The 23,473-nt window shown below is 55.0% G+C and carries 22 protein-coding genes and 1 riboswitch; of the genes, 13 read left to right on the top strand and 9 right to left on the bottom strand.

Going from position 1 to position 23,473, the window contains the following annotated elements:
• Positions 1–60 precede the first annotated feature (60 nt).
• Positions 61–1,197, bottom strand: a complete 1,137-nt coding sequence (gene cfa, locus ACZ5BW_RS09945) for a cyclopropane fatty acyl phospholipid synthase (RefSeq protein WP_464539453.1) — start codon at positions 1,195–1,197, stop codon at positions 61–63.
• Positions 1,198–1,553: 356 nt separating this feature from the next.
• Here cfa and ACZ5BW_RS09940 point away from each other — a divergent pair, with 356 nt between their 5' ends.
• Positions 1,554–1,658 carry a ribbon-helix-helix domain-containing protein gene (locus ACZ5BW_RS09940; protein WP_464539451.1) on the top strand — a complete coding sequence of 35 codons (105 nt, stop codon included), beginning with the start codon at positions 1,554–1,556 and terminating at the stop codon, positions 1,656–1,658.
• 366 nt (positions 1,659–2,024) lie between these two features.
• Positions 2,025–2,351, top strand: a complete 327-nt coding sequence (gene traD, locus ACZ5BW_RS09935) for a conjugal transfer protein TraD (RefSeq protein ID WP_464539449.1) — start codon at positions 2,025–2,027, stop codon at positions 2,349–2,351.
• Positions 2,352–2,390: 39 nt separating this feature from the next.
• Here traD and gspF read toward each other — a convergent pair whose 3' ends face one another.
• From gspF to ACZ5BW_RS09915, 4 genes are read right to left on the bottom strand one after another with little or no spacing between them, the layout of a single operon-like run.
• A complete protein-coding gene (gene gspF, locus ACZ5BW_RS09930; protein ID WP_464539447.1) occupies positions 2,391–3,596 on the bottom strand; it encodes a type II secretion system inner membrane protein GspF in 1,206 nt (401 codons plus the stop codon).
• A 9-nt stretch (positions 3,597–3,605) separates the two neighbouring features.
• The gene (gene gspE / locus ACZ5BW_RS09925; protein WP_464539445.1) at positions 3,606–5,075 is read right to left on the bottom strand and encodes a type II secretion system ATPase GspE; all 1,470 of its coding nucleotides are present in this window, start codon (positions 5,073–5,075) and stop codon (positions 3,606–3,608) included.
• Between the two features lie 15 nt (positions 5,076–5,090).
• On the bottom strand, positions 5,091–7,448 hold the full coding sequence (gene gspD / locus ACZ5BW_RS09920; protein ID WP_464539443.1) for a type II secretion system secretin GspD: 2,358 nt from the start codon (positions 7,446–7,448) through the stop codon (positions 5,091–5,093).
• Between the two features lie 33 nt (positions 7,449–7,481).
• A complete protein-coding gene (locus ACZ5BW_RS09915) occupies positions 7,482–8,012 on the bottom strand; it encodes a type II secretion system protein N (protein WP_464539441.1) in 531 nt (176 codons plus the stop codon).
• A gap of 543 nt (positions 8,013–8,555) precedes the next feature.
• Between ACZ5BW_RS09915 and gspG the strand changes: the two genes are divergently transcribed.
• The 11 genes from gspG (at position 8,556) to ACZ5BW_RS09860 (ending at position 20,586) form a co-directional block, all read left to right on the top strand.
• Positions 8,556–9,059, top strand: coding sequence for a type II secretion system major pseudopilin GspG (gspG, locus tag ACZ5BW_RS09910; protein ID WP_464539439.1), 504 nt, complete (start codon positions 8,556–8,558; stop codon positions 9,057–9,059).
• Positions 9,060–9,073: 14 nt separating this feature from the next.
• The gene (locus ACZ5BW_RS09905; protein WP_464539437.1) at positions 9,074–9,592 is read left to right on the top strand and encodes a GspH/FimT family pseudopilin; all 519 of its coding nucleotides are present in this window, start codon (positions 9,074–9,076) and stop codon (positions 9,590–9,592) included.
• On the top strand, positions 9,561–9,968 hold the full coding sequence (gene gspI, locus ACZ5BW_RS09900; protein WP_464539435.1) for a type II secretion system minor pseudopilin GspI: 408 nt from the start codon (positions 9,561–9,563) through the stop codon (positions 9,966–9,968). Before ACZ5BW_RS09905 ends, gspI begins: the two co-directional genes overlap by 32 nt.
• A 128-nt stretch (positions 9,969–10,096) precedes the next feature.
• Positions 10,097–10,708: a type II secretion system minor pseudopilin GspJ gene (gene gspJ, locus ACZ5BW_RS09895; RefSeq protein WP_464539433.1), complete on the top strand. Its 612-nt coding sequence runs from the start codon at positions 10,097–10,099 to the stop codon at positions 10,706–10,708.
• A gap of 4 nt (positions 10,709–10,712) precedes the next feature.
• Positions 10,713–11,627 (top strand): type II secretion system minor pseudopilin GspK, encoded by a 915-nt coding sequence (gene gspK, locus ACZ5BW_RS09890; RefSeq protein WP_464539431.1) that lies wholly within the window; start codon positions 10,713–10,715, stop codon positions 11,625–11,627.
• A gap of 38 nt (positions 11,628–11,665) precedes the next feature.
• Positions 11,666–12,880, top strand: coding sequence for a type II secretion system protein GspL (gspL, locus tag ACZ5BW_RS09885; protein ID WP_464539429.1), 1,215 nt, complete (start codon positions 11,666–11,668; stop codon positions 12,878–12,880).
• Positions 12,877–13,368, top strand: coding sequence for a type II secretion system protein M (locus ACZ5BW_RS09880; RefSeq protein WP_464539427.1), 492 nt, complete (start codon positions 12,877–12,879; stop codon positions 13,366–13,368). The genes gspL and ACZ5BW_RS09880 overlap by 4 nt, the downstream gene beginning before the upstream one ends.
• 721 nt (positions 13,369–14,089) lie before the next feature.
• Positions 14,090–15,970, top strand: a complete 1,881-nt coding sequence (locus ACZ5BW_RS09875) for a S8 family serine peptidase (protein WP_464539424.1) — start codon at positions 14,090–14,092, stop codon at positions 15,968–15,970.
• A gap of 474 nt (positions 15,971–16,444) precedes the next feature.
• Positions 16,445–17,236, top strand: coding sequence for an XDD4 family exosortase-dependent surface protein (locus ACZ5BW_RS09870; RefSeq protein ID WP_464539422.1), 792 nt, complete (start codon positions 16,445–16,447; stop codon positions 17,234–17,236).
• Between the two features lie 251 nt (positions 17,237–17,487).
• Positions 17,488–18,186: a PEP-CTERM sorting domain-containing protein gene (locus tag ACZ5BW_RS09865; RefSeq protein WP_464539420.1), complete on the top strand. Its 699-nt coding sequence runs from the start codon at positions 17,488–17,490 to the stop codon at positions 18,184–18,186.
• 264 nt (positions 18,187–18,450) lie between these two features.
• Positions 18,451–18,536, top strand: a riboswitch (cyclic di-GMP riboswitch).
• Between the two features lie 139 nt (positions 18,537–18,675).
• The gene (locus ACZ5BW_RS09860) at positions 18,676–20,586 is read left to right on the top strand and encodes a S8 family serine peptidase (RefSeq protein WP_464539418.1); all 1,911 of its coding nucleotides are present in this window, start codon (positions 18,676–18,678) and stop codon (positions 20,584–20,586) included.
• A 136-nt stretch (positions 20,587–20,722) separates the two neighbouring features.
• On the opposite strand, the gene ACZ5BW_RS09855 is transcribed toward ACZ5BW_RS09860, so the two are convergent.
• The 4 genes from ACZ5BW_RS09855 to ACZ5BW_RS09840 all read right to left on the bottom strand — a co-directional run bounded on the left by ACZ5BW_RS09855 (position 20,723) and on the right by ACZ5BW_RS09840 (position 23,457).
• Positions 20,723–21,547: a M48 family metallopeptidase gene (locus ACZ5BW_RS09855; RefSeq protein WP_464539416.1), complete on the bottom strand. Its 825-nt coding sequence runs from the start codon at positions 21,545–21,547 to the stop codon at positions 20,723–20,725.
• An 83-nt stretch (positions 21,548–21,630) separates the two neighbouring features.
• Positions 21,631–22,317: a PEP-CTERM sorting domain-containing protein gene (locus ACZ5BW_RS09850; protein WP_464539414.1), complete on the bottom strand. Its 687-nt coding sequence runs from the start codon at positions 22,315–22,317 to the stop codon at positions 21,631–21,633.
• Positions 22,318–22,337: 20 nt separating this feature from the next.
• On the bottom strand, positions 22,338–22,832 hold the full coding sequence (locus tag ACZ5BW_RS09845) for a peptidylprolyl isomerase (protein WP_464539412.1): 495 nt from the start codon (positions 22,830–22,832) through the stop codon (positions 22,338–22,340).
• Between the two features lies 1 nt (position 22,833).
• Complete coding sequence (locus ACZ5BW_RS09840; protein ID WP_464539410.1) at positions 22,834–23,457, bottom strand: peptidylprolyl isomerase; 624 nt, start codon at positions 23,455–23,457, stop codon at positions 22,834–22,836.
• Positions 23,458–23,473: the final 16 nt, after the last annotated feature.

Below are 23,473 nucleotides of genomic sequence, written 5' to 3'. Positions count from 1 at the left end.
ATACTCATCTAAACGTCGGATTTACTTTACGTACGCCTTCGGCATAATCGCGCCAGCCTTTCATCGGATGGATCGATAGGTTGAAGCTGGGTAGCCTTTGGACAGTACAATTTGCCACAGCTGCAAACGCCGGGCCTTAAAGGCACTGGCAAAAGAGGCCAAGTAATACTCCCACATGCGGACAAAGTGGTCTTGAGAGATGGACGTCTGCAGGGGCAGCGGCTGATAATTCTGTTTGAAGTTATCGCGCCAGCTCAGTAGTGTTCGGGTATAGTCCACGCCAAAGTTGTGCCAATCCTCCATGACGAATAGGCCTTCTATGGCTTCTCCCATCTGCCGGACAGACGGAGCTACGCCGTTCGGGAAAATATACCTATCCAGCCATGGATCACAGCGCAGGCGAGAAAGGTTGTCGCCGATGGTATGGAGCAAGAACCAGCCCTCGTCAATCAAGACTCCATTTACCACTTCCATATACGTGCGGTAGTTTTTTGGACCGACATGCTCAAACATTCCGATCGAGACTACCTTCTCAAATTCACCATGCTCCCCCCGGTTAAGGTCGCGGTAATCGCCTTGGATAATTTCGATAGGCATTCCTGTACAGTTCGCTCTGGCGAAAGCGGCCTGTTCTTCCGAAATGGTGATTCCGACCCCTCGGCATTGGTAGCGCTCGCAGGCAAATTTCAAAAAACTGCCCCAGCCGCAGCCGATATCGAGTATGCGATCCCGAGGGGAAAGGGCTAATTTGCGGCAAATCAAATCCAGTTTGGCTTCTTGAGCTTGATCGAGTGTCTCCGCCTCCTTCCAATAGCCGCAGGAGTAGTTCATTCGCTTGTCGAGCATTGTTTGGAACAATGTGTTGCTCAGGTTGTAATGAGTCTGCGCCACCTCTACCGCCTTGCGGTAAGACTGCCGGTTAAAGACTTTCGCTTGAATAAGAGCCAGGCTCTCGCGCCAGCTCAGACTCAGTTTTTCATCGGCTTGGTAGCGTAGTAGGCGATAAAAAAACTCCTCCAATTGCCCACACTCCCACCAACCGTCCATGTATGATTCCCCTAATCCCAAGGTTCCTTGGGCGAGCACCCTTTCGTAAAACTGCTCATTGCTTACCTGGATGTCATAAGGTGCTGATCCATTGATCGTGATACCCGCTTGGGCAGCTAAGTTCTGAATCAGGGTACGGTACTTATTCACAGTTTCTTCTCCCGAATAAACCTGGCAACATGGAATTCAAACACCATTGGCTTGAGCTGGTAGTGAAAGTAACAGCCAAGTTCTAACGGGACGCGGTCAGTAGCAGCTATGAAATCTTCTTTCATCATCAGGTTCCCGGGTTACCTAAAGCCAGGATGTTCAAATGCGCTCTCACGCAGCCTATTGAGGAATTCCTGAACTATTTATAGGTGCGAGTAATTACAGTTGCAAGCTCATGCTAAAAGAATGCAAGTCAACTTCTGTGTTCAGGAACCGGACTCCGATGCAGAGCCGCGTGAGTATCGTTCTGGAGCGCATGGGAATGAACATCAACCTTACGCCTCAGCTGAGAAAGGGTGCGACAGAAGGTTACATCGGGGTTCTATACGTCAGCCAGCGAAGTGGTGCGTGAAGCCTTGCGTTTGATGGAAGAAAAAGATCAAGTGCGTGCTGAAAGCTAGAACAACTGCGTAACGATATCCACAGAAAGGAGTAAACAGCAGTCCGGCTACGGCTTGGGGTGCGGAGGATATCAAGCAGACTGGCCGGGCGAAGGGGAGGGGGTCCTCTACCAATCGCTCCCTATAAGCGTGAATGCCAGAGATCTACAAGTCACCTGTGGATTCCTTATCCCCTCGACCTCCATATTATTTACAGTTACTGTTCAAAATCGGATCATCAGATTAGATTCTGCCGGTAGAAAAAGCCTTGCTTCACAGGCTGAGCAGTCGCTCCCAATCGTTCCCGCGCTCTGTCTGCTTTGTCTGTTCCGTCATATAAGTGACAGATACCAAAACTCAACAACCACCGGCTTTAGCCGGTGGTTGTTGAGTAAGGCGAAGGCGGCGGCAGAGGGGGCACAAAGGGCAAAGGCGGAAGCCGCCCGCCTTGCGGCAAGGGACGAGGAAGTGGCACGTATTTTGGAAGCGATCGACAGGGAGGCGGCCTCCGGAGAGCGTGACCAGGAGCTGCACAATGCTGCCGAGGTGCTCATTCTGGCAGGTCTCGTCGATCCGGAAACTTGTGCTCCGGCATTCGATCGGGGGGAGCTACTGGGAGCCCTGCTGGGGCTGGCAAATGTGCCGGCAGAGGATCCTAGAAGACGCGAGTGGAAACGTGCCGGAGATGCACTGCTCGCTGAGAAAACAAAATAAGAATGCCATACATCTGCCGAAAGTATTGTTTTTTTGTTGTTAATGCACCAGCTGATTGATTTCCATGATGGGGAGCAGTATGGCAAGAACGATCACCAACACGACGCCTCCCATTACCAGAATCATTATTGGTTCCAACAGCGTTAAAAAGATGCCCAGTCGCCGCTCCAGCGCCTGAGCCTCGAGCTGGGCAACGCGTTCGAGCATTTCTTTCAGCTTGCCACTCATTTCCCCGCTTGCGACCAGATGCACGAGCAGGGGCGGAAACACGCGGGTTTCCCGCAGCGCCCTGGAAAGGCTCGCGCCTTCGCGGACCTGTTCGATGGTATTTTCGATCGCTTTACGCATGACCATGTTGCTCATCACGCGTGCACCGGAACTGAGCGCTTTAAGAAGCGGCACACCCCCTCCGATCAGAATGGAAAGCGTGCTGGCGAAACGGGATGTGTTGCTGCTGCGAATCAACGATCCCAGCCATGCGGTGCGCAGCAGCAGAGCGTGCCATCGGTATCTGGTGTCATCGCGCCGTAGTGCGATGCGTGCGGAAAGTGCCCCGCCGGCAATGGCGATAATCAGATAAGGCCATGACATGAGAAGGAAATCGCTCAACCCGATCAGCGCACGAGTCAGGAGAGGCAGGCTCTGGCGAGAATGCTGAAATACCTGCACTACCTGGGGAACCACATACATGAGCAGGCCGGCAACAATGATAATGGCAATGATGGTCACCAGTGCGGGGTAAAGGAGCGCAAGACTGGTTTTCTGTTTTAGTGTCTGGCGTGCATCGAGATACTCGGCAAGATGACGCAGTACCAGTGGCAATGTGCCCGATTCTTCCCCGCCATGTACCAGCGTCCGGTAGAAATCGGGAAAACTCCTGCTGTAGCTGCCCAGCGCGGCGGAGAGGGAGAGTCCGGCAATCACTTCTGTTTTGACACCGCCGAGCACTTCGCGTGTCATCGGCTCCTCGGCGGACTCGATCAGCGCAGCAAGCGACTGCTCGACTGTCAGGCCGGCGGTCAGCAAGGTAGCCATCTGTCGTGTCAGCAGACTCAGCTCCTCCGGGCGTAAGCCTCGGACCCAGGGCGCTTGGCTGCGGTCGCGAGCGCGAACCTGATCGACGGTCGAAGGCAGCAAGCCCTTCGCGCGCAACTGTGCCCGCGCCTGGCGCGCGGTATCAGCCTGCAGCACACCTGTTACCGTGCGGCCTTCAGAATCAAGCGCTTCGTAGCGGTACGCTTCCATATGGAACTGCTATTCGCGTGTCACACGCACGACTTCCTCCAGGCTGGTGATGCCCTGGGTAGCGAGGCGCATGCCATCGTCACGTAACGAGCGCATTCCAGTGGAAATCACATACTCTCGCAGGTCTTGTTCGGACGCGCGATCATGAATTCGCCGGCGCAGATCGTTGTCAACCGCGAGCAATTCATAAATCCCGGTACGTCCCTGATAGCCGGAGTGATTGCACGCAGCACAGCCCTGTGCCTTGTATAAAATTCCGGAAGCCGAAAAAGATCCCAGGGAAGGGGATTTTCCCATATCCTCGTCCCAGGGTTGGCGACATTCCAGGCAGAGCCGCCGCACCAGACGCTGTGCGCCTATGCCGATGAGACTCGATGCCAGCAGAAACGGCTCGACTCCCATGTCGACAAGCCGGGTGACGGCGCTTATCGCATCATTGGTATGCAGAGTCGCAAATACCAGATGGCCCGTAAGGCTGGCCTGTACCGCGATCTGTGCGGTTTCGAGGTCGCGAATCTCTCCGATCATGATGACATCCGGATCCTGACGCAGGATTGTCCGCAAGGCTCGCGCAAACGTCATTTCGATTCGCGGGTTTACCTGAGTCTGGCTGATGCCGTCAAGATCGTACTCGATGGGGTCCTCAACCGTCATGATGTTGAGCGACGCGGAGTCCAGCCTCGACAGGGCGGCATAAAGCGTGGTTGTTTTACCCGACCCGGTGGGACCGGTTACGAGGATAATGCCATGGGGCTCGCGAATAAGCCTGTCCATGCGAGTCAACGTGATTGCATCCATGCCAAGCCGGGGGAGATCCAGGCGGCCAGCCTGCTTGTCCAGCAAACGCAGTACGGCGCGTTCGCCGTGTGCGGTGGGGATGGTGGATACGCGCACGTCGACTGGCCTGCCCGCCATCCTGAGTGTAATCCGGCCGTCCTGCGGAAGGCGTTTTTCCGCAATGTCGAGCTGCGCCATGATCTTGATGCGTGAGATGAGGGCGGCATGTAATGCGCGCGCCGGTTCGATCAGGTCGCGCAATGTGCCATCCACTCGCAACCGTACAACCGAGCGTGTTTCATAAGGTTCAATGTGAATATCGGAAGCCGCGGTGCGTAACGCCTGTGTAAAGAGCGCGTTGATCAGCCGGATGACTGGGGCATCATCCTGGCTCTCGAGCAGGTCCTCGACCTTCGGCAGCTCCTGCAATAACCTCAAGAGGTCTATATCCTGGGCGAGATCATCTGCGAGCGCGGCGGCGCCTTCATTTGCGCCGTTATACAGCGCCGAAACGACCTCATTGAACTCGTCGGTATCGATGCGTCGTGCCCGCAGAGGTACACCCAGAACGCGACGCAACTCCGCCAGTGCCCCGGCCTGGACTTCGCCGCGGACCACCACCTCTGCGTGATCGCTCGTGACGCTCGTCACGGCCACTCCATTTGTCTTGACAAAGACATAAGGAATCCTGTCAGACGACATTATCGCAGCCCGGTTTCAAGGTGTATTATCCATCACTCCCCCGGTATCCCAGTTGCCTTGAACATTGGAGATATCCGGACTATCCCGACTATCGGGAGTGACGCTGTCATCAAGGATGACAGGCGGCGGTTGACGCGGCGGCAAAACAGGCGATTCCATATCCGGAAGCACAAGATTGAACCCGGGCCTGGCTTTTTTCTGTTCGCTCAGCACCCGATCGTACTGTGCGTCAGAAAGCGGATCGGCAGCTTCGCTCACTCGCATCAGCGTCGGGCGCAGGAATACCATCAGATTGGTTTTGTTGCGCGATCGTTTGTTGTAACTGAACAATTGTCCGACCAGGGGAATCGCTCCGATCAGTGGAATTCTTTCAACCGAGTCATTTACCGTATCCTGCATCAGACCGCCGAGCACGAGAATCTGCCCGTCGTCCACCAGCACTGTCGATTCTATCGAGCGCTTGTTGGTAATCAACCCGTTGGTGGCGTTGACCGTGCCGGGAACGACGCTCGAGACTTCCTGAAAAATCTGCACACGGACAGTATTGCCTTCCGAGATAAGCGGCTTGATCTTCAATGATAATCCCACATCCTGGCGTGAAACGGTCTGAAACGGGGAGGTAACGGCGCCCCCCACTGGTGGAATGAACTGGCCGGTGGGAATCGGAACGTTCTGCCCGATGACGATTCTGGCCTCTTCATTATTCAGTGTCAGCAGGGTAGGGGTGGAAAGAATGTTGGCCTTGGCATCCGTTTCCAGCGCCCGGATGAGCGTATGAATGTTGAGAACAGGGCCGATGCCGGGAATAGCCGTGACAAGGCCATTCATGATGCCGATGGTCAGGCCGGACGCTGCATTCGCTACCGGATTCTGGGCGGTGGAGATGATACTGCCGCCCCCGGCAGTGCCCGCATTGAAATTGGTGCCACCAAAAACCTGGGTGCCGCCTTGCGCGGCATTGCTCAGATTCTGCCACTGAATGCCGAATTCCGCGGCTCTGTCGGCAGTGATTTCGGCAATCAGCGCTTCAATATAAACCTGCACGCGGCGCACGTCGAGCTTCTCTACTACCGCGCGCAAATTATTATAAATAGCATCCGGGGCAGTAATAATGATCGAGTTGGTGGCCGCATCCGCCTGGATGATGCCGGGCGTGACGGAAGTTGCGGCAGATTGCATCGGAGCCGGGGTGACGGTGGAAGCAGCGGGAACAGCCCCTGCACCGAGGCTTGAGCCCGGCATGGAGGTGCCCATCGAGCCGCCTATTGAGGTACCTGATGAGGCACCCATCCCACCGCTGGTGGACGTCCCAAGGGAAGACGTTCCAAAAGCCGTGCCGGTTGCCTGACTCAGCCCTGAAGATGAGGAAACCGGGGACGCCATGTTGTGATAGATCGCCCTGAGGGTTTCGGCAAGCCTGACTGCATCCGCATTCTTGAGGAAAACGACGTGCATGTTGCCGGCAGCGCTAGTCGGAGAATCGAGCACTGTTACCAGTTGGCGCAGACGCGCAAGCGCTGCCCGGTTTCCGGAGCGTGCAAGGAGGGTATTCGAGCGAGCATCGGCGACGACTGTGAAACGCTGCTGGGCTGGATCCGCGGCGCCCTCGGCCTGGGACTGCGTCGATTCCGAAAACAGCCGGTTCACGGTTTGCGCGACATCGATCGCCGAGGCGTGCTGAAGGGGTATCGAGACGGGATCGGTTCCACTTGGTTGATCCATCGAATCAATTATTTTTGCCAAGCGCTGGAGATTGCTCGCGTAGTCTGTAATAACCAGCGTGTTACTGTTGGGATTTGCAGTGATACTGTTGTTTGGAGCGATCAGCGGACGCAGAATCGGCACCATCTGCACTGCGGATTCATACTGCAGCGTAAATACCTGGGTCTGGATACGGTCACCTGCGAACTGCCGCTTGTCCGTAGGGCCAAGGGTCGGGCTCCGGTATAGCTTGGCATCACTTTCCGGAACGACCCTGATGATGCCATAATCCTCAACAACTGCATATCCATGCAATCGCAATGCCGACAGGAATACGTCGTAGACCGCCGATCTCGGTACTGGCTTGGCTGAAACGATGTTGATCGTACCCTTGACGCGCGGATCGAGCATGAAATTTTTCCGGGTAATTTCGCTGACCGCTTTCACCACGCCTTCAATATCGGCATTGACGAAGTTGAGTGTAACGAGATCCTGACCGGCAGAAGGCTTGGGTTTACTGGCGCGCAGAGAATCCGCTTCCGGCAGCGCTCTCGGCGGGGCGTCAATTTCCTCGGCTGTCAGGGCGGCAGAGGGATTTACGGACCAGGCCTCAGTGGCCCAACCCGTCACCGCCATCCATAAAAAAACTGCACATAGCGAGGGATGCCGCATGATTTTACCTCTATAGCCCATGAGATGACGGCATCATTCAGTTATGACCGGCGCCTGAAGTTCGCCAGGCAAGGCTGTCTCCACCGGAAGAGCAGGGCCTGCAGGCGAGTTCTGGCGCTGCAATGCAAGTGTTTCTCGCATTCCGTCACGTTCCAGGACAATATATTCGGTATGAACCTCAGCCAACTGGAGGCCAGGAGCGATGTCTTCACCTTCGCGCACCGCAAGCGTCTCTTTTCCATCCACTTGCAGGATCGCGTATCCCCGCCCGCTCCTGGAAGCGGCGACAACCCCGAACAGCCTGATCTCAGGTCCGGCAGGAACAGCAATGGATGGTTGTTCTGGCTGTGCAATACCGAACAGGTCGCTAACAGTCGATATATCTTCGGCCGCTTCCATGTTCGCACGCGTGCCTGACTCGAGATTGGGCGGAGGGTGGGGGATGAGCCAAAGGCGTGTCCAGTACAACAATACCCCTCCAAGCAGTGCGAGTGCGGCGAGGATGATTAAATATACAAGGGCTGTTTGCGCGCGATTCGACCGGTCGATCGAGATTTCCGGCATTCTTTAATGCTTAACTTTTCAATACGGCTGAAGTAATGATCGAGAGATTTGACTTGAAGGAAAAATTTTATATTTCCTGGGAAAATGATAGATCATGGCAAGGTTATACGAGTCCTGATAAGAAGCACTTTTATCGGTCTGATCTGAATTGGATCACTTGGGACGCAATTGTACCCTGATCATCTCTCTGCGAGAGCCCTGAAAGTTGTGCCTGATCTACGTTGTGCCTGATCTACTCTCACCGGTGATTTGAACAATCTGCGCAGGGTGCAGCAACGGCTTTCTTAAAAGTGGAAAATGGGCCAGTGATTTGTTCGTATTTGACGGATAAGGAATATGTTTTTTTTAGGATTATTGCTGGTATCGATTTCCTGTGACTGAGAATTTTTCCCGGCGGAGTCAATAGAAGTTGCGCCGAGGTGCGTATTATGGGACAGATGGGGAGGTGTGTGTCATGGGCGCAAGACCGGAATCGACAATGAACAGTTTCTTGGGTAATCTTCGTTCCATTTTGTCTGTTTTTTGATGGGTATTTACGTAAAAATGATGGAGAAATCTGTTTCCGGTTTATTCTCTGAAAGACGACGGGCTCCGGTCCAGTTGGCAGCGTCCGAGTATAGGCCGAGCGGAATACAGCGCGGCTTCACTTTGCTCGAGGTCATGGTGGTGGTGGTAATTCTCGGAATTCTCGCTGTAATGGTGGTGCCGAAGATCATCAGCCGTCCTGATGAAGCGCGTATCATCGCAGCAAAACAGGATGTCGCAAGCCTGATGCAGATGCTCAAGCTGTACCGTCTCGACAACCATCGCTATCCCAAGACCGAGCAGGGATTGCAGGCGCTGGTAACGAAGCCGACTGATCCACCGATTCCACCCAACTGGAAAGCCGGAGGATATATCGAGCGTCTTCCAAAGGATCCCTGGGGCAATCCTTATCAATACCTGAACCCTGGGGTTCACGGCGAAATCGACGTTTTTAGTTTCGGGGCGGATGGCGCCCGCGGGGGAGACGGTAACGATGCGGATATCGGTTCCTGGAACCTGTAAGGCCGCCAGGATTCGTGACTGAGATAAGAGCCGGGGACGGATTCACGCTCATCGAAGTGCTTGTCGCACTGGTGATCATCGGGCTGTTTGCCGGACTCATCAGCAGCATAGTGCGGCCGGACGAACGGGCTCTTCTTCGTGTCGAGGCGGAACGGCTGGCGCAACTCCTTGACCTGGCTGGGACTGAGGCGCGCATGTCAGGAAGATCTCTCGAGTGGACAACAGACGGCTCGAGCTATCGGTTCTTGCGGAATCAACGGGGCACCGGTTGGTCGGAAATCCGTAACAATGATCTCTTCCGGGAACGAACGTTTCCGCACGGTATGAAGATCGCGGGCATGTTGATCGAAATGTCGCCAGCAGATTTTATGCGACTGGAGTTCAATCCTCACGGTTCGATGCCGGCTTATGCCATAAAGATATCTTTTGGGACGGAACGCTATACGATCACAGGATCTCCGGTCGGCGATGTGCAGGCATTGCCGGGAGAGGGAAGACCGAATGATGAAATCATATCCCGGCAGCTGCGGTAGAGGTCGTGGATTCACGCTGGTTGAAGTTCTGGTCGCATTGGCAATCATTGCGTTTGCTCTCATGGCCGCACTGCGTGCCGCAGGGCAGGGCACGCTCAATGTCGGCGAATTGCGCTCGCGGTTGCTGGCAGGATGGGTCGCGGAAAATCTGCTGACAGAGCAGCGTGCTCGCGGCGCCTGGCCGTCGCCGGACACATATCGTGGAACAGCAAAGCAAGGAAATATGGATTTCACGTGGCGGGTGGATATTACGGAAACTGCAAATCCCTCATTCCGGCGGGTGAATATTTCGGTATTTGCGCCTGCCGGAGAACCGCACCCGCTTGCGCATCTGACAGGATATCTGGCGCAACCGGCACTCCCAGGAAACCCGTGAGCAAGCTTGTCGGGAGACAGCGCGATGGCAGTTTGCAGGAGTGGAAGATCGCCGCTCAACTTTCCTATGACTTCTTGCGTTCATATCCTCGACGCAGAAGGTGTTCATAATCCATTTTCATGAAATCCATGCGTGAAACCAGTTTTCGGGGATTTACCCTGATTGAGCTGCTGGTTGCGCTGACTATTCTGTCTTTGCTGGCAGTGATGTCTTATTGTGGACTTGGAGCGATACTCGATGCGCAAGAGTATGTCAAGCGGGAAACTGAAAAGTGGCGCCGCATAAATTTATTCCTGACTCGGTTTGAGCATGATGTGCAACTTGCGATACCGCGTCCGGTTCGAACCGGCTCAGGCGTCTTGCCGGCCTGGCGTGGAGTGATAAAAGCAGCGCCCGATGGGGGCTTGTTGCCCTACATGGAATTCAGTCGTCTGGGCTCCATCGAAGAAACGGATGCCGCACGGCGGATCGCCTACCAGCTGAATGATAAACGGGAAATCGAGTTATGGTTGTGGCCGGGTCTTGACATCGGTCCCAGGGCAGCGGCCATGCGTTATCCGGTGCTGGCTGGGGTGGCGAAAATGGAGTTGCACTATCTTACCGCAAATCGTGCATGGGTGAATGCGTGGCCAAGTGCAGTGCCTGACTCTCCGGTGTCTACGATTTCTTCCATTCCCCAGGCCGTGCGCCTGCGGATTGCCCTAGCCTCGGGAGAGGAAATAGAACGTATCTTTCAATGAAGTCATGAGAACAGGACAACGTGGGGTAGCAGTGGTGCTAGCCATGGGTGTCGTTGCCCTCGCCTCGATAACCGCAACAGCTATCATTACCTCTCAGGGTATATGGTCACGGCAAAGCCAGCTTGCGCATGACTACGTTCAGGCGCAGGCGATGGTCAAGGCGGGGGTGGACTGGACTCGAGCCGTGCTGAGCGATGACAGCCGGATGGGCAGTGTCGACCATCTGGGTGAACCCTGGGCATTGCAGATGCCGGCGATGCCCGTTGAAAACGGTGAACTCACGGGCCACATCCACGATCAGCAGGGCTTGTTCAATCTGAACAACCTGGCTCCCGATGGAAAAATCAGTGCGGCACAGCTTGCTCACTTCAAGCGCTTGCTGGCCTTGCTCGATTTGCCGGATGCGCTTGCCGATGCGTTGGCTGACTGGATAGACGCTGACAGCGAACCGCGTCCGCAGCACGGCGCCGAGGATGAATATTACGGTGTGCTGAACCCCTCTTACCTTACTGCCAACAGACCCCTGACCGATGTAGCGGAACTGGCCCGTATTCGCGGTTTCAACAGGGATATCCGCGCGCGTTTGCGCCCGTTCGTGACGGCCCTGCCGAGCTTTACCACTGTCAATGTCAATACCGCGCCACCCGAAGTGCTTGCTGCCATTGTTGAGGGCCTGGGAATTGGAAATGCCCGCATATTGACTCTCCAGCGTGCGCGCGCCCATTTTCGCGATCCCGCCGATTTTCTCAACCGTCTTCCTCAGGGCGCTGCGGTAGAGGAAAGCGATATTGGAACCAGTAGCAATTATTTTCTCGCGGCACTCAGCGTAGCTATCGGCGAAGCGCAGGCCAGGGGAGTGGTTCTCCTTAACCGTGAGGAGGGCGGGTGGCCCGCTATTGTCTGGCGTAAATATTCATGAGTCTGCTAAGAATCCGGTGCCCTCTTCTGGAGGAACCATTGAACTGCCAATGGATATGGATTGGCGATGATGAACTGCCCTTGACAGGGGAAGGGCAGATAGCTGATCTGCCGAAAAACGCGAGTTCCGCCCAGTTGATCATTCCAGCTGCCCAGGTTTTGCTCACACGGGCTCGCTTACCTGGCGCTGCCAGGCGGGGGACTGGATCAGTACTGGCTTTTGCGGTGGAAGAAGAGATGCTGCGTGAACCTGATGCTAATCAGGTGAGCTGGATCGGTTCCGCTGGAGACGAGGGCGTGCTCGCGGCTGTGGATAAAAAAGGGCTGACAGAGTGTCTCGATGCGCTGCAGGCTGCTGCTATCCGGGTGGATGAAATTTACTGTGAAACACTGTTATTGCCATGGACGCCGGGAGAATGGAGTCTCGCCTGGAATGGCCAGGAAGGTTTCGTGCGCACCGGCGAGTTTGAAGGGGGAGCAACAGATTGCGGGGACGACGCGTCTCCTCCGCTGTCATTGCATCTTATGCTCGAAGATGCGGAAAGGCATGGAGCGAGACCGGCATCCATCGCGCTCTATACAATTGAGCCTGAAGGCGCAATGACATTTGAGGGGGGTGCCGGTGGGGTCATGGAAAATCCTGCGACAGCGCCTCATATCGAAGCGTGGCAGCGCGTGCTCGGTATTCCTGTATACATTGCGGGGACCTGGGATTGGCGCAGGGCACCGCAATCCAGTATCAGCCTGCTGCAGGAACGCAAACGCTGGCCTCTTTTCAGTGGGCTTTTTTCACGTCTGTGGCCAGCAGTCTGGATCGGCGCGGCAGCGTTGGTGATCCATTCCCTGGCCGTTGCCGCTGACTGGGCGTTGCTTGCCAATGAGGAGCGTACCTTGCATCAGCAAATGGAAACCCGGTTTCGCGCCCTATTTCCGGCTGCGGTCGCGGTAGTGGACCCTGCGCTACAGATGCGCCGAAAGCTCGCTGAGGCGCGGCATGCGGCAGGGGTGCCTGATACCGCCGATTTCTTGCCCATGATCAAAACAGTGGGGCCGGGATTGAGCGAATTGGCTCCTGGCAGCCTGCACGCAGTTTCCTATGATAGCGGGAGAATAACGCTTGAACTGGCCGCTGAGGAAGGGCTCGCGAACCGTATTGCCGCCCAATTGCGGGAAAACGATATGAGTGTCGATATCAATCCGGCGCCGGCAGATGCGGGAGGCGGAGTCATTGTGCTCGTGGTGAGGACCCCGTGAGGGAACGGCTGCGGAAAGCATGGGAATCACGCTCTCCCCGGGAGCGGCGGGTCATCATAATATTGGGCGTGATTTTGAGCGCGGTACTTTATCTGGAGCTGGTCAGCGCCGCGGACAGGGCGCGTACCCGAATGCGCTCAAGCCTTCCGCAACTGCGCGTCCAGGCGGAAGAGTTCGAGCAACAGGCGGCCGGGTACGAGCGTATAAAGGTTACTCCATTCACGCCCCAGTCATCCGTCGATTTACATGCACTCGCTCAAACCCAGGCAGACGCCCTGGGGCTTTCCCATGCTTTGAACGGCATCGATGCGCTGAGTGATGATCAGGTCCAGGTCACGTTTAAGGCTGTGCCATTCTCGGATTGGCTGAAGTGGGCCGTAGCAATGCAGTTACAGGGTGTGCGTTTTGAAAAGGGCCGGATTGAAGCCTTGCCCGAACCGGGAATAGTGACCGTGACGGGAACATTCGTTCGTACCACTACAGAATAGCGTCCGATAACGGCCAGACCGGTTATGGAGTTTTCTGGCACGCCTGTGACCAGCCTGTGATCAATAAGCGGTAGCAGTTACGCCGAAGATAATCCTTGCCCCAAAGATGTTCCTTACCCCAAAGATGTTCCTTACGCGCGCACCTCATCCGCTATAGCCTCGTCGTTCTCCAACGACATTCACATCCCCATATTCTCAGGAATTTATCCTCTACCGATCATTTCTGCGTCGCTGGAAGGCGACGGTCACGTGGGACCCGTTTTTCCTCAAGTATTTGTTTTAGCTAAAAGAGCAGGGTTGGCATAGAAAATGCTTCAAACGGGCTCAAGCTGATCATTTATTGGAAAAGGCAGGGGCTGGAAACAACAAAAGAATATTTGAGAGAGCGCTGTTCTGCAGGAACCGATTCAGTTTATTTTCCGGCAACTCGATTTGCGCATGATGTCACAGAGAATTTCTTCAGCTAATTCCCTGGACCATTCCGTTGCAGGCTACGGCGCGAGCCGCTAGCTCGACCGATATCCCGGCAGGAGTCTCAGACCTCCAGCTTTGGGTCAGGTTGCTGCATCTCAATCAGTCATCCCGGATTGGAGAGATATCGGCACGCTTATTTCCAGATTTCTATGGAAAGGCGCAGGGGCGCGTTATAAACGTAACGGCCTACAGATTTATTGCTGCTTTTTTTGAAGCTTGATTTCTCACAATCAGAAAGGAGTCGAACGTGAACGCCAACAAGATGGAAGAGCAGACCGGCTTACCGGAACGGCCTGCCGAAATGCTCATATCAACCATACTCGCAGGTGTTGCCTCATCTCGCCGCCGCTTTGCAGTGGCGATACTGGCAGTTTTCCTGGGGCTGGCCCCGGTCATTTCCGGTGCAGAGCCTCCGGAGGGCAGGGGGCCTGGAGTGAAAAAGCCGCTTGGCTGGGCGAAGGGTCGCATCCTCGTCATGCCGCGCGCAGGGCTGCCGGAAAAGGAACTGGCCAAGATTCTGGGCGAACATGGCGGCAAGGGCAGGAAGATCGGGCAGAGCAATCTGTACATTGTGGATTTGCCAGGCAATGCTTCGGAGAAGGCGGTGGCGGCACGGCTGGCGCATCATCCGGCATTCAAGTTCGCTGAGATCGACCAGGAAGTGGAACCTGCGCTCATCCCCAACGATCCCTACTATGGCAGCGCCTGGCATTTACCCAAGATTGGCGCTCCGTCCGCCTGGGACAGCTCCCTGGGCAGCGGCGTGACCATCGCCATTCTGGACTCGGGAGTCGATAGCACCCACGGTGATCTGGCCACGGAACTGGTGCCGGGCTGGAATTTCTATGACAACAATTCCAACACATCGGATGTCTACGGGCATGGCACCAAGGTTGCGGGTGCGGCGGCAGCGGCTGGCAATAATGCGCTGGGGGTTGCCTCGGTGGCGGCACGGTCGAAGATCATGCCGATACGCATCACCGACTTGAGCGGCATGGGTTACTGGAGCATGATCGCGCAAGGGCTGGTTTATGCTGCCGACCACGGCGCGCGCGTGGCGAACGTCAGTTTTCTCGGGCTCTCGGACAGCTCCACTACCCGGAATGCCGCGCAATACATGAAGAACAAAGGCGGCCTCGTCATTGTCAGCGGTGGCAACACCGGCGTGCAGCAAAATTACGTAGCGACCACTACCATGATTCCTGTCTCTGCCACTGACGGAAATGACGCACGGACCAGTTGGTCGAGCTATGGTAATTACATTGCTCTCGCGGCTCCTGGTGCGGGAATCTGGAGCACTACCAAGGGTGGTGGCTATGGCGCGGTTTCCGGCACCTCGTTTTCCAGTCCGATAACGGCTGGCGTGGTGGCGCTGATGATGGCGGCAAAACCGACATTACCCAATACCCAGATTGAAAGTCTGCTGTATTCCACGGCCGTGGATCTTGGAACGCCAGGACGCGATCCTTACTATGGCTATGGACGAGTGAACGCTGCGCGTGCTGTGCAGGCTGCCGCCGGCACCGCGCTGGTAGGGGATACGCAGGCGCCTGGAGTTTCCATCACTTCCCCTGCTGGCGGATCAACCGTGAGGGGATTGGTCGGCGTAAACGTGGCCGCGAGCGATAATGTCGGAGTGGCCCGTGTCGAGTTGCGGGTCAACAATGCCACGGTTGCAGTTGACACCTCGGCGCCGTTCGCCTTCACCTGGGATTCTGCAGGTGTGCCGAATGGAATGGCCAGCCTGGTCGCCTATGCATTCGATGTAGCGGGCAATTCCAAGGCTTCGACCGCTGTTTCGGTGAATGTGGCAAACGGAACGACCATGGTGACCAGGGATAGTACCGCGCCGCAGGTGAAGATCGTAAACCCGGTCGCGGGCAATGTCTCGGGCAGCAATGTGGCAATCAGCGTGAATGCAAGTGATGATAGCGGCGCTTCGGGAATCACCCATATGCTCTATATCGACGGTGTGCTCAAGGCTACCGGAAAAGGAAGTACGTTAGGATATAGCTGGAACACCCGTCCAAACAATGTTCGCGCGGGAACACACACCATCCGGGCGGTCACCAGGGATATGGCGGGCAATACGTCGTCTGCTTCGGTGAATGTGACAGTGATCAAGTAATCAGGTAGAAACCTGAACGAACATAGCGCTGTAAGCTGGGCCAGGTATCCTGCCTGATCCAGTTTTTGCCTGATTTCACCAGTTCGGAATGGGTACGCAGGTCGTCCTTCCTCACGATCGATCTGATTGTTGACCTGAGCCCGATGAGGATGTACTTCGGTCCAATGGCCAAAGCACCCGTAGTCAGAGGATATAACTGTTCCTGAAGATTGGCGGGGTGGAGACAACTCGGTAGGCAAACTTGCAGCAGTTTAAGTCATACGGTCAAATTATGCTCCAAGAAGCCATCCGGGTTTCTTTTGGCACCTTTTTTGTCGAATATTTTTACAACAAGATAGATTGTCAATTGGAGAAAATGTTAAATACTATTAAAAATTAAAAGCTTGAAATAATTTAATCTTTATGGTATGTAAATTGCGTCTATCCGGTCAGGGGGCATGTTTTTCGTTTACTGCTTACTGAGAGGAGGTCGTAATGAAATACTCGAAATTCTCCATAGCATTTGCAGGGCTTTTTGCAGCTGTCTCATTGGACGCTGCGGCAACTGCCATCACCTTCACGGGATCAGAGACAAGTCCGGGACTCGTTCCCGTCGGCGCATCGGCTACGTTTGATATCACAGGGAACACCTTGACTATCACCCTGCAGAACATCTCGCCCTCGAATGACGGGGAGGATGTTCCGGGTAGCACACTTACCGGTCTCTTCTGGAATTTTGCGACCGATCCAAGTAGTTTAACGCCAGTTTCAGCCATGCTGGCGCCAGGCTCGATCTTTGTCGGTGCAGCCTGCGATCAGCCTGGTTGCAGCGGTGTCACGAATGTGGGTGGCGAGTTTGGCTACCAGCAGGCTGCGTTTACCGGAGGGGCCGACAGGGGAATCTCAAGTTCGGGTTATGTATCGACTGGTTTGCCAGGGAATCTCGGCAACTTCAATGGCGTTAATCTGGATGATCCTACCTCTCTTGATGGCACGAATTATGGCCTCGTTTCGGCTGCAACGGGCTTTAATCCCAACGGTGGCCTGGAGAATGATCCTCTCATCCAGGACGCGGTGGTATTTGTCCTGAATGGGGTAACCGGCCTGACAACCGATGACATTTCGAACGTCAGTTTCCAGTATGGAACACAGATAACGGAACTCAATGTTCCCGGTGGTGGCGGCCCCCCTTCCCAAGAAATTCCCGAACCGGGGACGCTCACCCTTCTGGGCCTTGGTCTGCTGGGATTTGGTGTATCGCGCAGGCAGAGAAATAAGCTTGCTTAATCAGCTTCACTATTACAGATAAAAAGCTCGCTTCGGCGAGCTTTTTTTTGGGGTAACGGCAGAGACGGATCGGAAGGTGGGATATTTTGGTGTTATTACCACCCACCCCCGTCGATTTTTTTTACACCAATATTGGCTGTTCTGCTTGAGCATATGTTAAATCAATACCTTGCTGAGATAGTAATGCATGGCATGAAAATTGCTAAACGATTTGATCGGAGCATACTTTTTGCTTCTAATTGGAGGTTATAGTGAAATATTCAAAAAAATACTTAAAATTATCCGCAGCGCTTGCGGGCTTGCTTGTCAGCGCACAGGCTTCCGCTCTGGTCATTGATATAAACACGTATGTAACTGGCAGCCTAGTCACTACTGATGCTACGGTAGCCACACTGACACTAACTCAGAATGGATCAAGTGTAGACTTCACATTTGCAAATTCAGTAAATAATCTTGCAGACAACATTGGGGATGATGCTTTTATTAGGGCACTCTTGTTTTCATATGACGGGGATCCCCTGCTCGACACAAGCTCATTCACGAATTTTGGTGGATCGCAACTGGTAACTGCGGGTGCTTTTGAGGTTAACCCCTCCGGGGGGGATGCAGGTTACGATTTCTATTTGGACCTCGGTTATCCCGCGGGCCCTCCGTCTGCGCGGTTTACTAATGGCGAATTCAGCACGTGGACAGTTAGTGCAGCGGACGGTTTCTCCACTGTCTTAGTGAGTGATTTTACTGTTGCCGTAAACGGCAGCGGACCCGATGCACTCGCCATGGTGCATATCCAGCAGGTGGGGGCAGGACCAGGCGGAGCGGGATCACTGAAATTTGTAGGCAATGGTGGTGGACCCCCGTCTCAAGAGCTTCCCGAACCGGGGACGCTCGCACTTCTGGGGCTTGGCCTGCTGAGTATCGGCGCCTCGCGTAGATACGGAAAGAAAAAGTAAGTATCGGTATTTTTACTCAATGACAACCCGCTTCGGCGGGTTTGTCATTTGTGAGCAGGACATGCGCTCACAGCAAGGGGTGCCAAAGCCTTGTCGTAAAGTAGGGAGATAATCTTGCCGCCCATTTTCTCGACATCTCCTCTCACTAGCACAATGAGTCCCGGCCAAAGCATTTTATAAGCGGGATTTCTACCCTTTGTTACGGCAATTCCCTTGTTTCTCATTCAATACAATGATCGACGCAAATTAGCGTAATCGTTTTGTATCTGTTAATGGCAAACCTCGCGAAAGCGAGGGGACGCAAAGTCATCGGTCTACCGGGGAAACCCCAGGACGGCAGGACTGCCAGATATCGCCACTTCTCCTTCCATATGCTCATGGACGGGAATCGAGCAGAAGCCTGAAACTTGGATAATTTCTCTCCGTGGGTGATTCCGGTTCAGGCCAATTCAGGCAGTTCAGCCTCCACAGCACGAGGAGGAACTGTTCTTGAATATTCACAACCATCATAAAGCATCATCATCTGCCGGCCTTTCCACCAACGGCACATCATCGAGAAGCAGGACGAATATTTTGCCAGGACGACGCCAGGTGCGCTGGGGGAGAATTAGTTTTCTCCGACGCTTCGTGGCAATCGGCTTGCTCGCCGGCCTTGCCGGGCTAACCTCCACGTTCGTCGCCGCAGAGCCCCCGGAGGGCAGGGGGCCTGGAGTGAAAAAGCCGCTTGGCTGGGCGAAGGGTCGCATCCTCGTCATGCCGCGCGCAGGGCTGCCGGAAAAGGAACTGGCCAAGATTCTGGGCGAACATGGCGGCAAGGGCAGGAAGATCGGGCAGAGCAATCTGTACATCGTGGACTTGCCGGGCAATGCTTCGGAGAAGGCGGTGGTGGCACGGCTGGCGCATCATCCAGCATTCAAGTTCGCTGAGATCGACCAGGAAGTGGAACCTGCGCTCATCCCCAACGATCCCTACTATGGCAGCGCCTGGCATTTACCCAAGATTGGGGCCCCATCCGCCTGGGACGGCTCTCTAGGCAGCGGCGTGACCATTGCCATTCTGGATTCCGGGGTTGACCCAAATCACCCTGATCTCTCACCCCAGCTTGTTCCAGGCTGGAATTTCTACGAGAACAACTCCAACACATCGGACGTTTATGGGCATGGAACGAAGGTTGCAGGATCAGCAGCTGCCATGGCAAACAATGCCCAGGGCGTTGCCGGTGTGGCTGCGCAGTCTAAAATAATGCCTGTCCGCGTGAGCGGGAGCAATGGGTATGCTACCTGGAGTGCGATTTCTCAAGGGCTTATCTATGCGGCAGACCGCGGAGTTCGCGTCGCCAATGCCAGCTTCCTCGGGCTGACCGACAGTTCGAGCACCCGCAGCGCGGCGCAATACATGAAGGATAAAGGTGGCCTGGTTATCGTGAGTGGCGGAAATACGGGGGTTCTCCAGAATTATGCGGTAACGACATCGATGGTAGCTGTAGCCGCCACGGAGTCGAACGACTCCAGGGCCAGTTGGTCGAGCTACGGAAACTACATCTCTCTTGCTGCGCCTGGCGCTGGGATATGGACGACCACTTGGGGGGGCGGCTATGGCGCGGTTTCCGGCACCTCGTTCTCCAGCCCGGTAACGGCTGGCGTGGTGGCGCTGATGATGGCGGCAAAACCGGCATTACCCAATACCCAGATCGAAAGCCTGCTGTTTTCGACTGCGGTGGATTTGGGTACGGCTGGGCGCGATCCCTATTATGGCTATGGACGGGTCGATGCTGCACGCGCGGTGCAGGCGGCGGCCTCAGCAGTGGTCGCGGGAGACACACAAGCCCCGGCGGTTTCCATTACTTCCCCTGCTGGCGGATCAAGTGTGACGGGCCTGGTTGGCGTGAATGTGACCGCCTCGGATAACATCGGAGTGACTCGTGTCGAGTTGCGCGTCAACAGCACCACGATTGCGGTTGACACTTCGGCGCCGTTTACCTTCACGTGGGATTCTACAGGCGTAGCCAACGGCATGGCGAGCCTGGTCGCGTATGCGTTCGATGCAGCCGGCAACTCCAAGGCCTCGACCACCGTATCGGTGAATGTGGCAAACGGAACGACCACGGTGATCAGGGATACTACCGCGCCGCAGGTGAAGATCGTAAACCCGGTGGCAGGCAATGTCTCGGGTAACAACGTGCCAATCAGCGTGAATGCGAGCGACGACAGCGGCGCTGCGGGAATCACCCATATGCTCTACATCGACGGTGCGCTCAAGGCTACCGGAAAGGGAAGTACGCTGGGTTACAACTGGAATATACGTAACGTTGCGGCAGGCGCACATACTGTTCAGATAGTCGCCAAGGATGAGGCAGGAAATAGCGCATCCTCATCCGTCACTGTAACAGTAGTCAAGTAGCAGGCAGTTTGTTCCTCGGGTTGACAAAGCCGGGCCGAAAGGAAGGAGGCCGGCTTTGTTTCTGTTTTCCCGAGTGACGCCGGTGGCTTACCGACGCAAGTAGCTTGCTTTGAGGCCGCTAACCCAACTTTAGCCCTCAGTGGCGGGCTGCTTCATAAAGCGGCATGACGACTGGCAGCAGCGACTCGATCTGCTGCACGCGGGTGGAATCAGCAGGGTGACTGCTCAGGAACTCGGGCAGTTGCCCTCCCGCATTGGCGTTGATCATTTTTTGCCACAGTGTGACCCCGGCGCGGGGATTGTAACCGGCACGAGCCGACAATTCGAGCCCGATGCGATCCGCCTCGGCTTCGTCCGTGCGGCTGAAGTGGGTTGCGATGAACGCCTGATACCCGATGCTGGCAATTTGGGCGGTTGTCTGGCTGAGACCGAACACTGAGGTTCCCACCCCCAGTGCCGTTTGCGCCGCGATAGCCTGCGACACCTGCTCGCGCGAGTGCTCGCGCAGGGCGTGGGCAATTTCATGTCCCATCACCACAGCGATTTCTTCATCTGTCAATTTGAGCTGATTGATCAGCCCGGAATAAAACATGATTTTTCCGCCAGGCATGCAAAAAGCATTAAGCTCACCGCTGTCGATCACATTGACTTCCCAGTTCCACCCGGGAGCGTCCTTTCGGAATATGCCTGTTTGCGGTTCGATGCGACGAGCGATAGCGCGCACTCGTTCCAGCAGTTTTTCATTCGTGTTCAGGTCGCCTTTTTGGGTCGCTTCTGTTTTCAGCTGGCTATAGCCTTGCGCTGCCGTTTGCTCCAGCTGCTCCGAGGATATGAGCAAAAGCTGGGAACGGTTTGCGCCAACCGCGCCGCCTGCCGTTGTGGTGGCGCAACCGGAAAGCATTGCCAGCCAGGCACTGATCGATAGCGCGATGAGGAGCCTGAAGGTGGACAGGGTGGACATGATTTCTCCCGATAAAAGATAAGCTAGATAAGACAGTCTAAGACAGCCCGCGGCGACCATCCCCTGGCGGGTTCGAGCGCAATTCAACCTGCAATTCCATCATTACGTCGGCGAACAAAGGCCAGACCGACGGCAGCAAGGCCGAACAATGCGAGTGTTCCGGGCTCAGGAACCGTGGTGGAACGATAGTGGAGCGCCTCTACGGCATCCAGTGTATAGGCTTCTGGAAAGCCTTGGACGATGTTACCCGCGGCAGTGATTCGGAGGTAGCTGAACGCATCCAGCTGGAGGCCTGCAATATCTACATCGGCAGTGCAAGGCTGCTGAAGAGAACATTCAAAATACGACAAATTCCCGGTGGAGAAAAAGGCGTTCATGAAGTGTGTCCCATCCGCGCTTATTTCCAGGTTGAACCCGTCCTGAAAGCTGAGCGTGTCGTACAACCGCAGATCCGCGCCGGGCCCATTCACCACCTCACCGCCGCTGAAGTGCAAAGTTATGGACCCGGGCGTTCCGGCTGACCCACCCAGTCCGAGCACCGCTCCATCCAAGGTCGTTACTGCACGGGCATCAAAAACGCCTTCTCCCGACAGGCCTGTATAAATGCCACCGCTATCGTCCTCCACACCGTAGATGCTGTCAGGGAAATTACTGTTTCCGGGGGTAAAGCTGACTACCGTGTCTGCAAAAGGGAGGGCGTGCAAAGCCGGGGCCGGCAGCCACAGCGCGATCGCAAATCCAAGCGAGAAAAAAGTTTTAGGTGCAGACATGTTCACGATGTTAACAAACGTTATTGAATTATCTCTGCCTTCTCCAGTATCGCATTTTCTACAGGCACATCCTGATGACCGCTGCGTGTACCCGTTTTAACTTTTTTGATCTTGTCCACTACATCCATGCCTTCTACCACCTTGCCAAACACGCAGTAGCCATAGCCTTGCGCTGTGGGCGATTTGTAGTTCAGAAAATCGTTATCCTTGACATTGATGAAAAATTGACCGGTTGCTGAATGGGGATCAGAGGTACGCGCCATGGCAATCGTATATTTGTCGTTCTTGAGTCCGTTGCCGGCTTCGTTTGCAATCGGGGCGCGAGTCTTTTTCTGGCTCATGTCCGGTTCGAAACCGCCTCCCTGAATCATGAACTCGTCAATCACGCGGTGAAATATCGTGTTGTCGTAATGCCCGCTATTTACATAGTCTATAAAATTCTGGACAGTTACCGGCGCTTTTTCGTGATCGAGTTCGAGCATGATGTCGCCGTAGTTGGTGTGCAGTCTGATCATATCAATCCCTGTTTTGTGGGTGGATGGGAGAGGCGAGAGACGGGTTTGCAATAAGTCTCATTTCCTCAATTACTATGGTTTCCTTCGGCACATCGGCTGGAAATGGTCCGCCGGAACCGGTGGGAACAGCAGCAATCCTGTTGACTACGTCCATTCCCTCGATGACTTTGCCGAATACGGTATAGCCATAGCCGCGCGGGGTAGGCGAGGTGTGATTGAGAAATGTGTTATTGGCCACATTGATAAAAAACTGGGCGGTGGCTGAGTGGGGGTCCATGGTGCGCGCCATTGCAACTGTTCCGATCTCATTCCTGAGGCCATTGCCCGCCTCATTCTCAACAGGTGGCCTGGTGGGCTTCTGCTTGAAAGTCTTGTCGAATCCGCCCCCCTGGACCATGAATCCCGGGATAACACGGTGGAATATGGTGCCGGTATAGTGCCCATCCTTCACATAGCGCAAAAAATTGTCGACGGTTTTTGGGGCCTTGTCAGGGTAGAGTTCCAGCACTACTTTACCGAGACTGGTTTTTATTTCAACCTGCGGGTAGCTTGCCGGGGAATTCGCGGCAAGAGCGGTGAGGCTGAAAGAGAGCGCGAAGGCTGAGAAAACTTTGAAAATATGCATTAGCTTGGCCGTAATA

The organism is Nitrosospira sp. TNL300 (assembly GCF_055385915.1).
This window is presented reverse-complemented; position numbering and strand designations above follow the sequence as displayed.

Excerpts from the sequence above, each read along its gene's own strand:
- gspF (WP_464539447.1), bottom strand. The coding sequence starts at position 3,596 with ATGGAAGCGTACCGCTACGAAGCGCTTGATTCTGAAGGCCGCACGGTA.
- gspE (WP_464539445.1), bottom strand. The coding sequence starts at position 5,075 with ATGTCGTCTGACAGGATTCCTTATGTCTTTGTCAAGACAAATGGAGTG.
- gspD (WP_464539443.1), bottom strand. The coding sequence starts at position 7,448 with ATGCGGCATCCCTCGCTATGTGCAGTTTTTTTATGGATGGCGGTGACG.
- ACZ5BW_RS09915 (WP_464539441.1), bottom strand. The coding sequence starts at position 8,012 with ATGCCGGAAATCTCGATCGACCGGTCGAATCGCGCGCAAACAGCCCTT.
- gspG (WP_464539439.1), top strand. The coding sequence starts at position 8,556 with ATGATGGAGAAATCTGTTTCCGGTTTATTCTCTGAAAGACGACGGGCT.
- gspI (WP_464539435.1), top strand. The coding sequence starts at position 9,561 with ATGATGAAATCATATCCCGGCAGCTGCGGTAGAGGTCGTGGATTCACG.
- gspJ (WP_464539433.1), top strand. The coding sequence starts at position 10,097 with ATGCGTGAAACCAGTTTTCGGGGATTTACCCTGATTGAGCTGCTGGTT.
- gspK (WP_464539431.1), top strand. The coding sequence starts at position 10,713 with ATGAGAACAGGACAACGTGGGGTAGCAGTGGTGCTAGCCATGGGTGTC.
- ACZ5BW_RS09870 (WP_464539422.1), top strand. The coding sequence starts at position 16,445 with ATGAAATACTCGAAATTCTCCATAGCATTTGCAGGGCTTTTTGCAGCT.
- ACZ5BW_RS09855 (WP_464539416.1), bottom strand. The coding sequence starts at position 21,547 with ATGTCCACCCTGTCCACCTTCAGGCTCCTCATCGCGCTATCGATCAGT.
- ACZ5BW_RS09850 (WP_464539414.1), bottom strand. The coding sequence starts at position 22,317 with ATGTCTGCACCTAAAACTTTTTTCTCGCTTGGATTTGCGATCGCGCTG.
- ACZ5BW_RS09845 (WP_464539412.1), bottom strand. The coding sequence starts at position 22,832 with ATGATCAGACTGCACACCAACTACGGCGACATCATGCTCGAACTCGAT.
- ACZ5BW_RS09840 (WP_464539410.1), bottom strand. The coding sequence starts at position 23,457 with ATGCATATTTTCAAAGTTTTCTCAGCCTTCGCGCTCTCTTTCAGCCTC.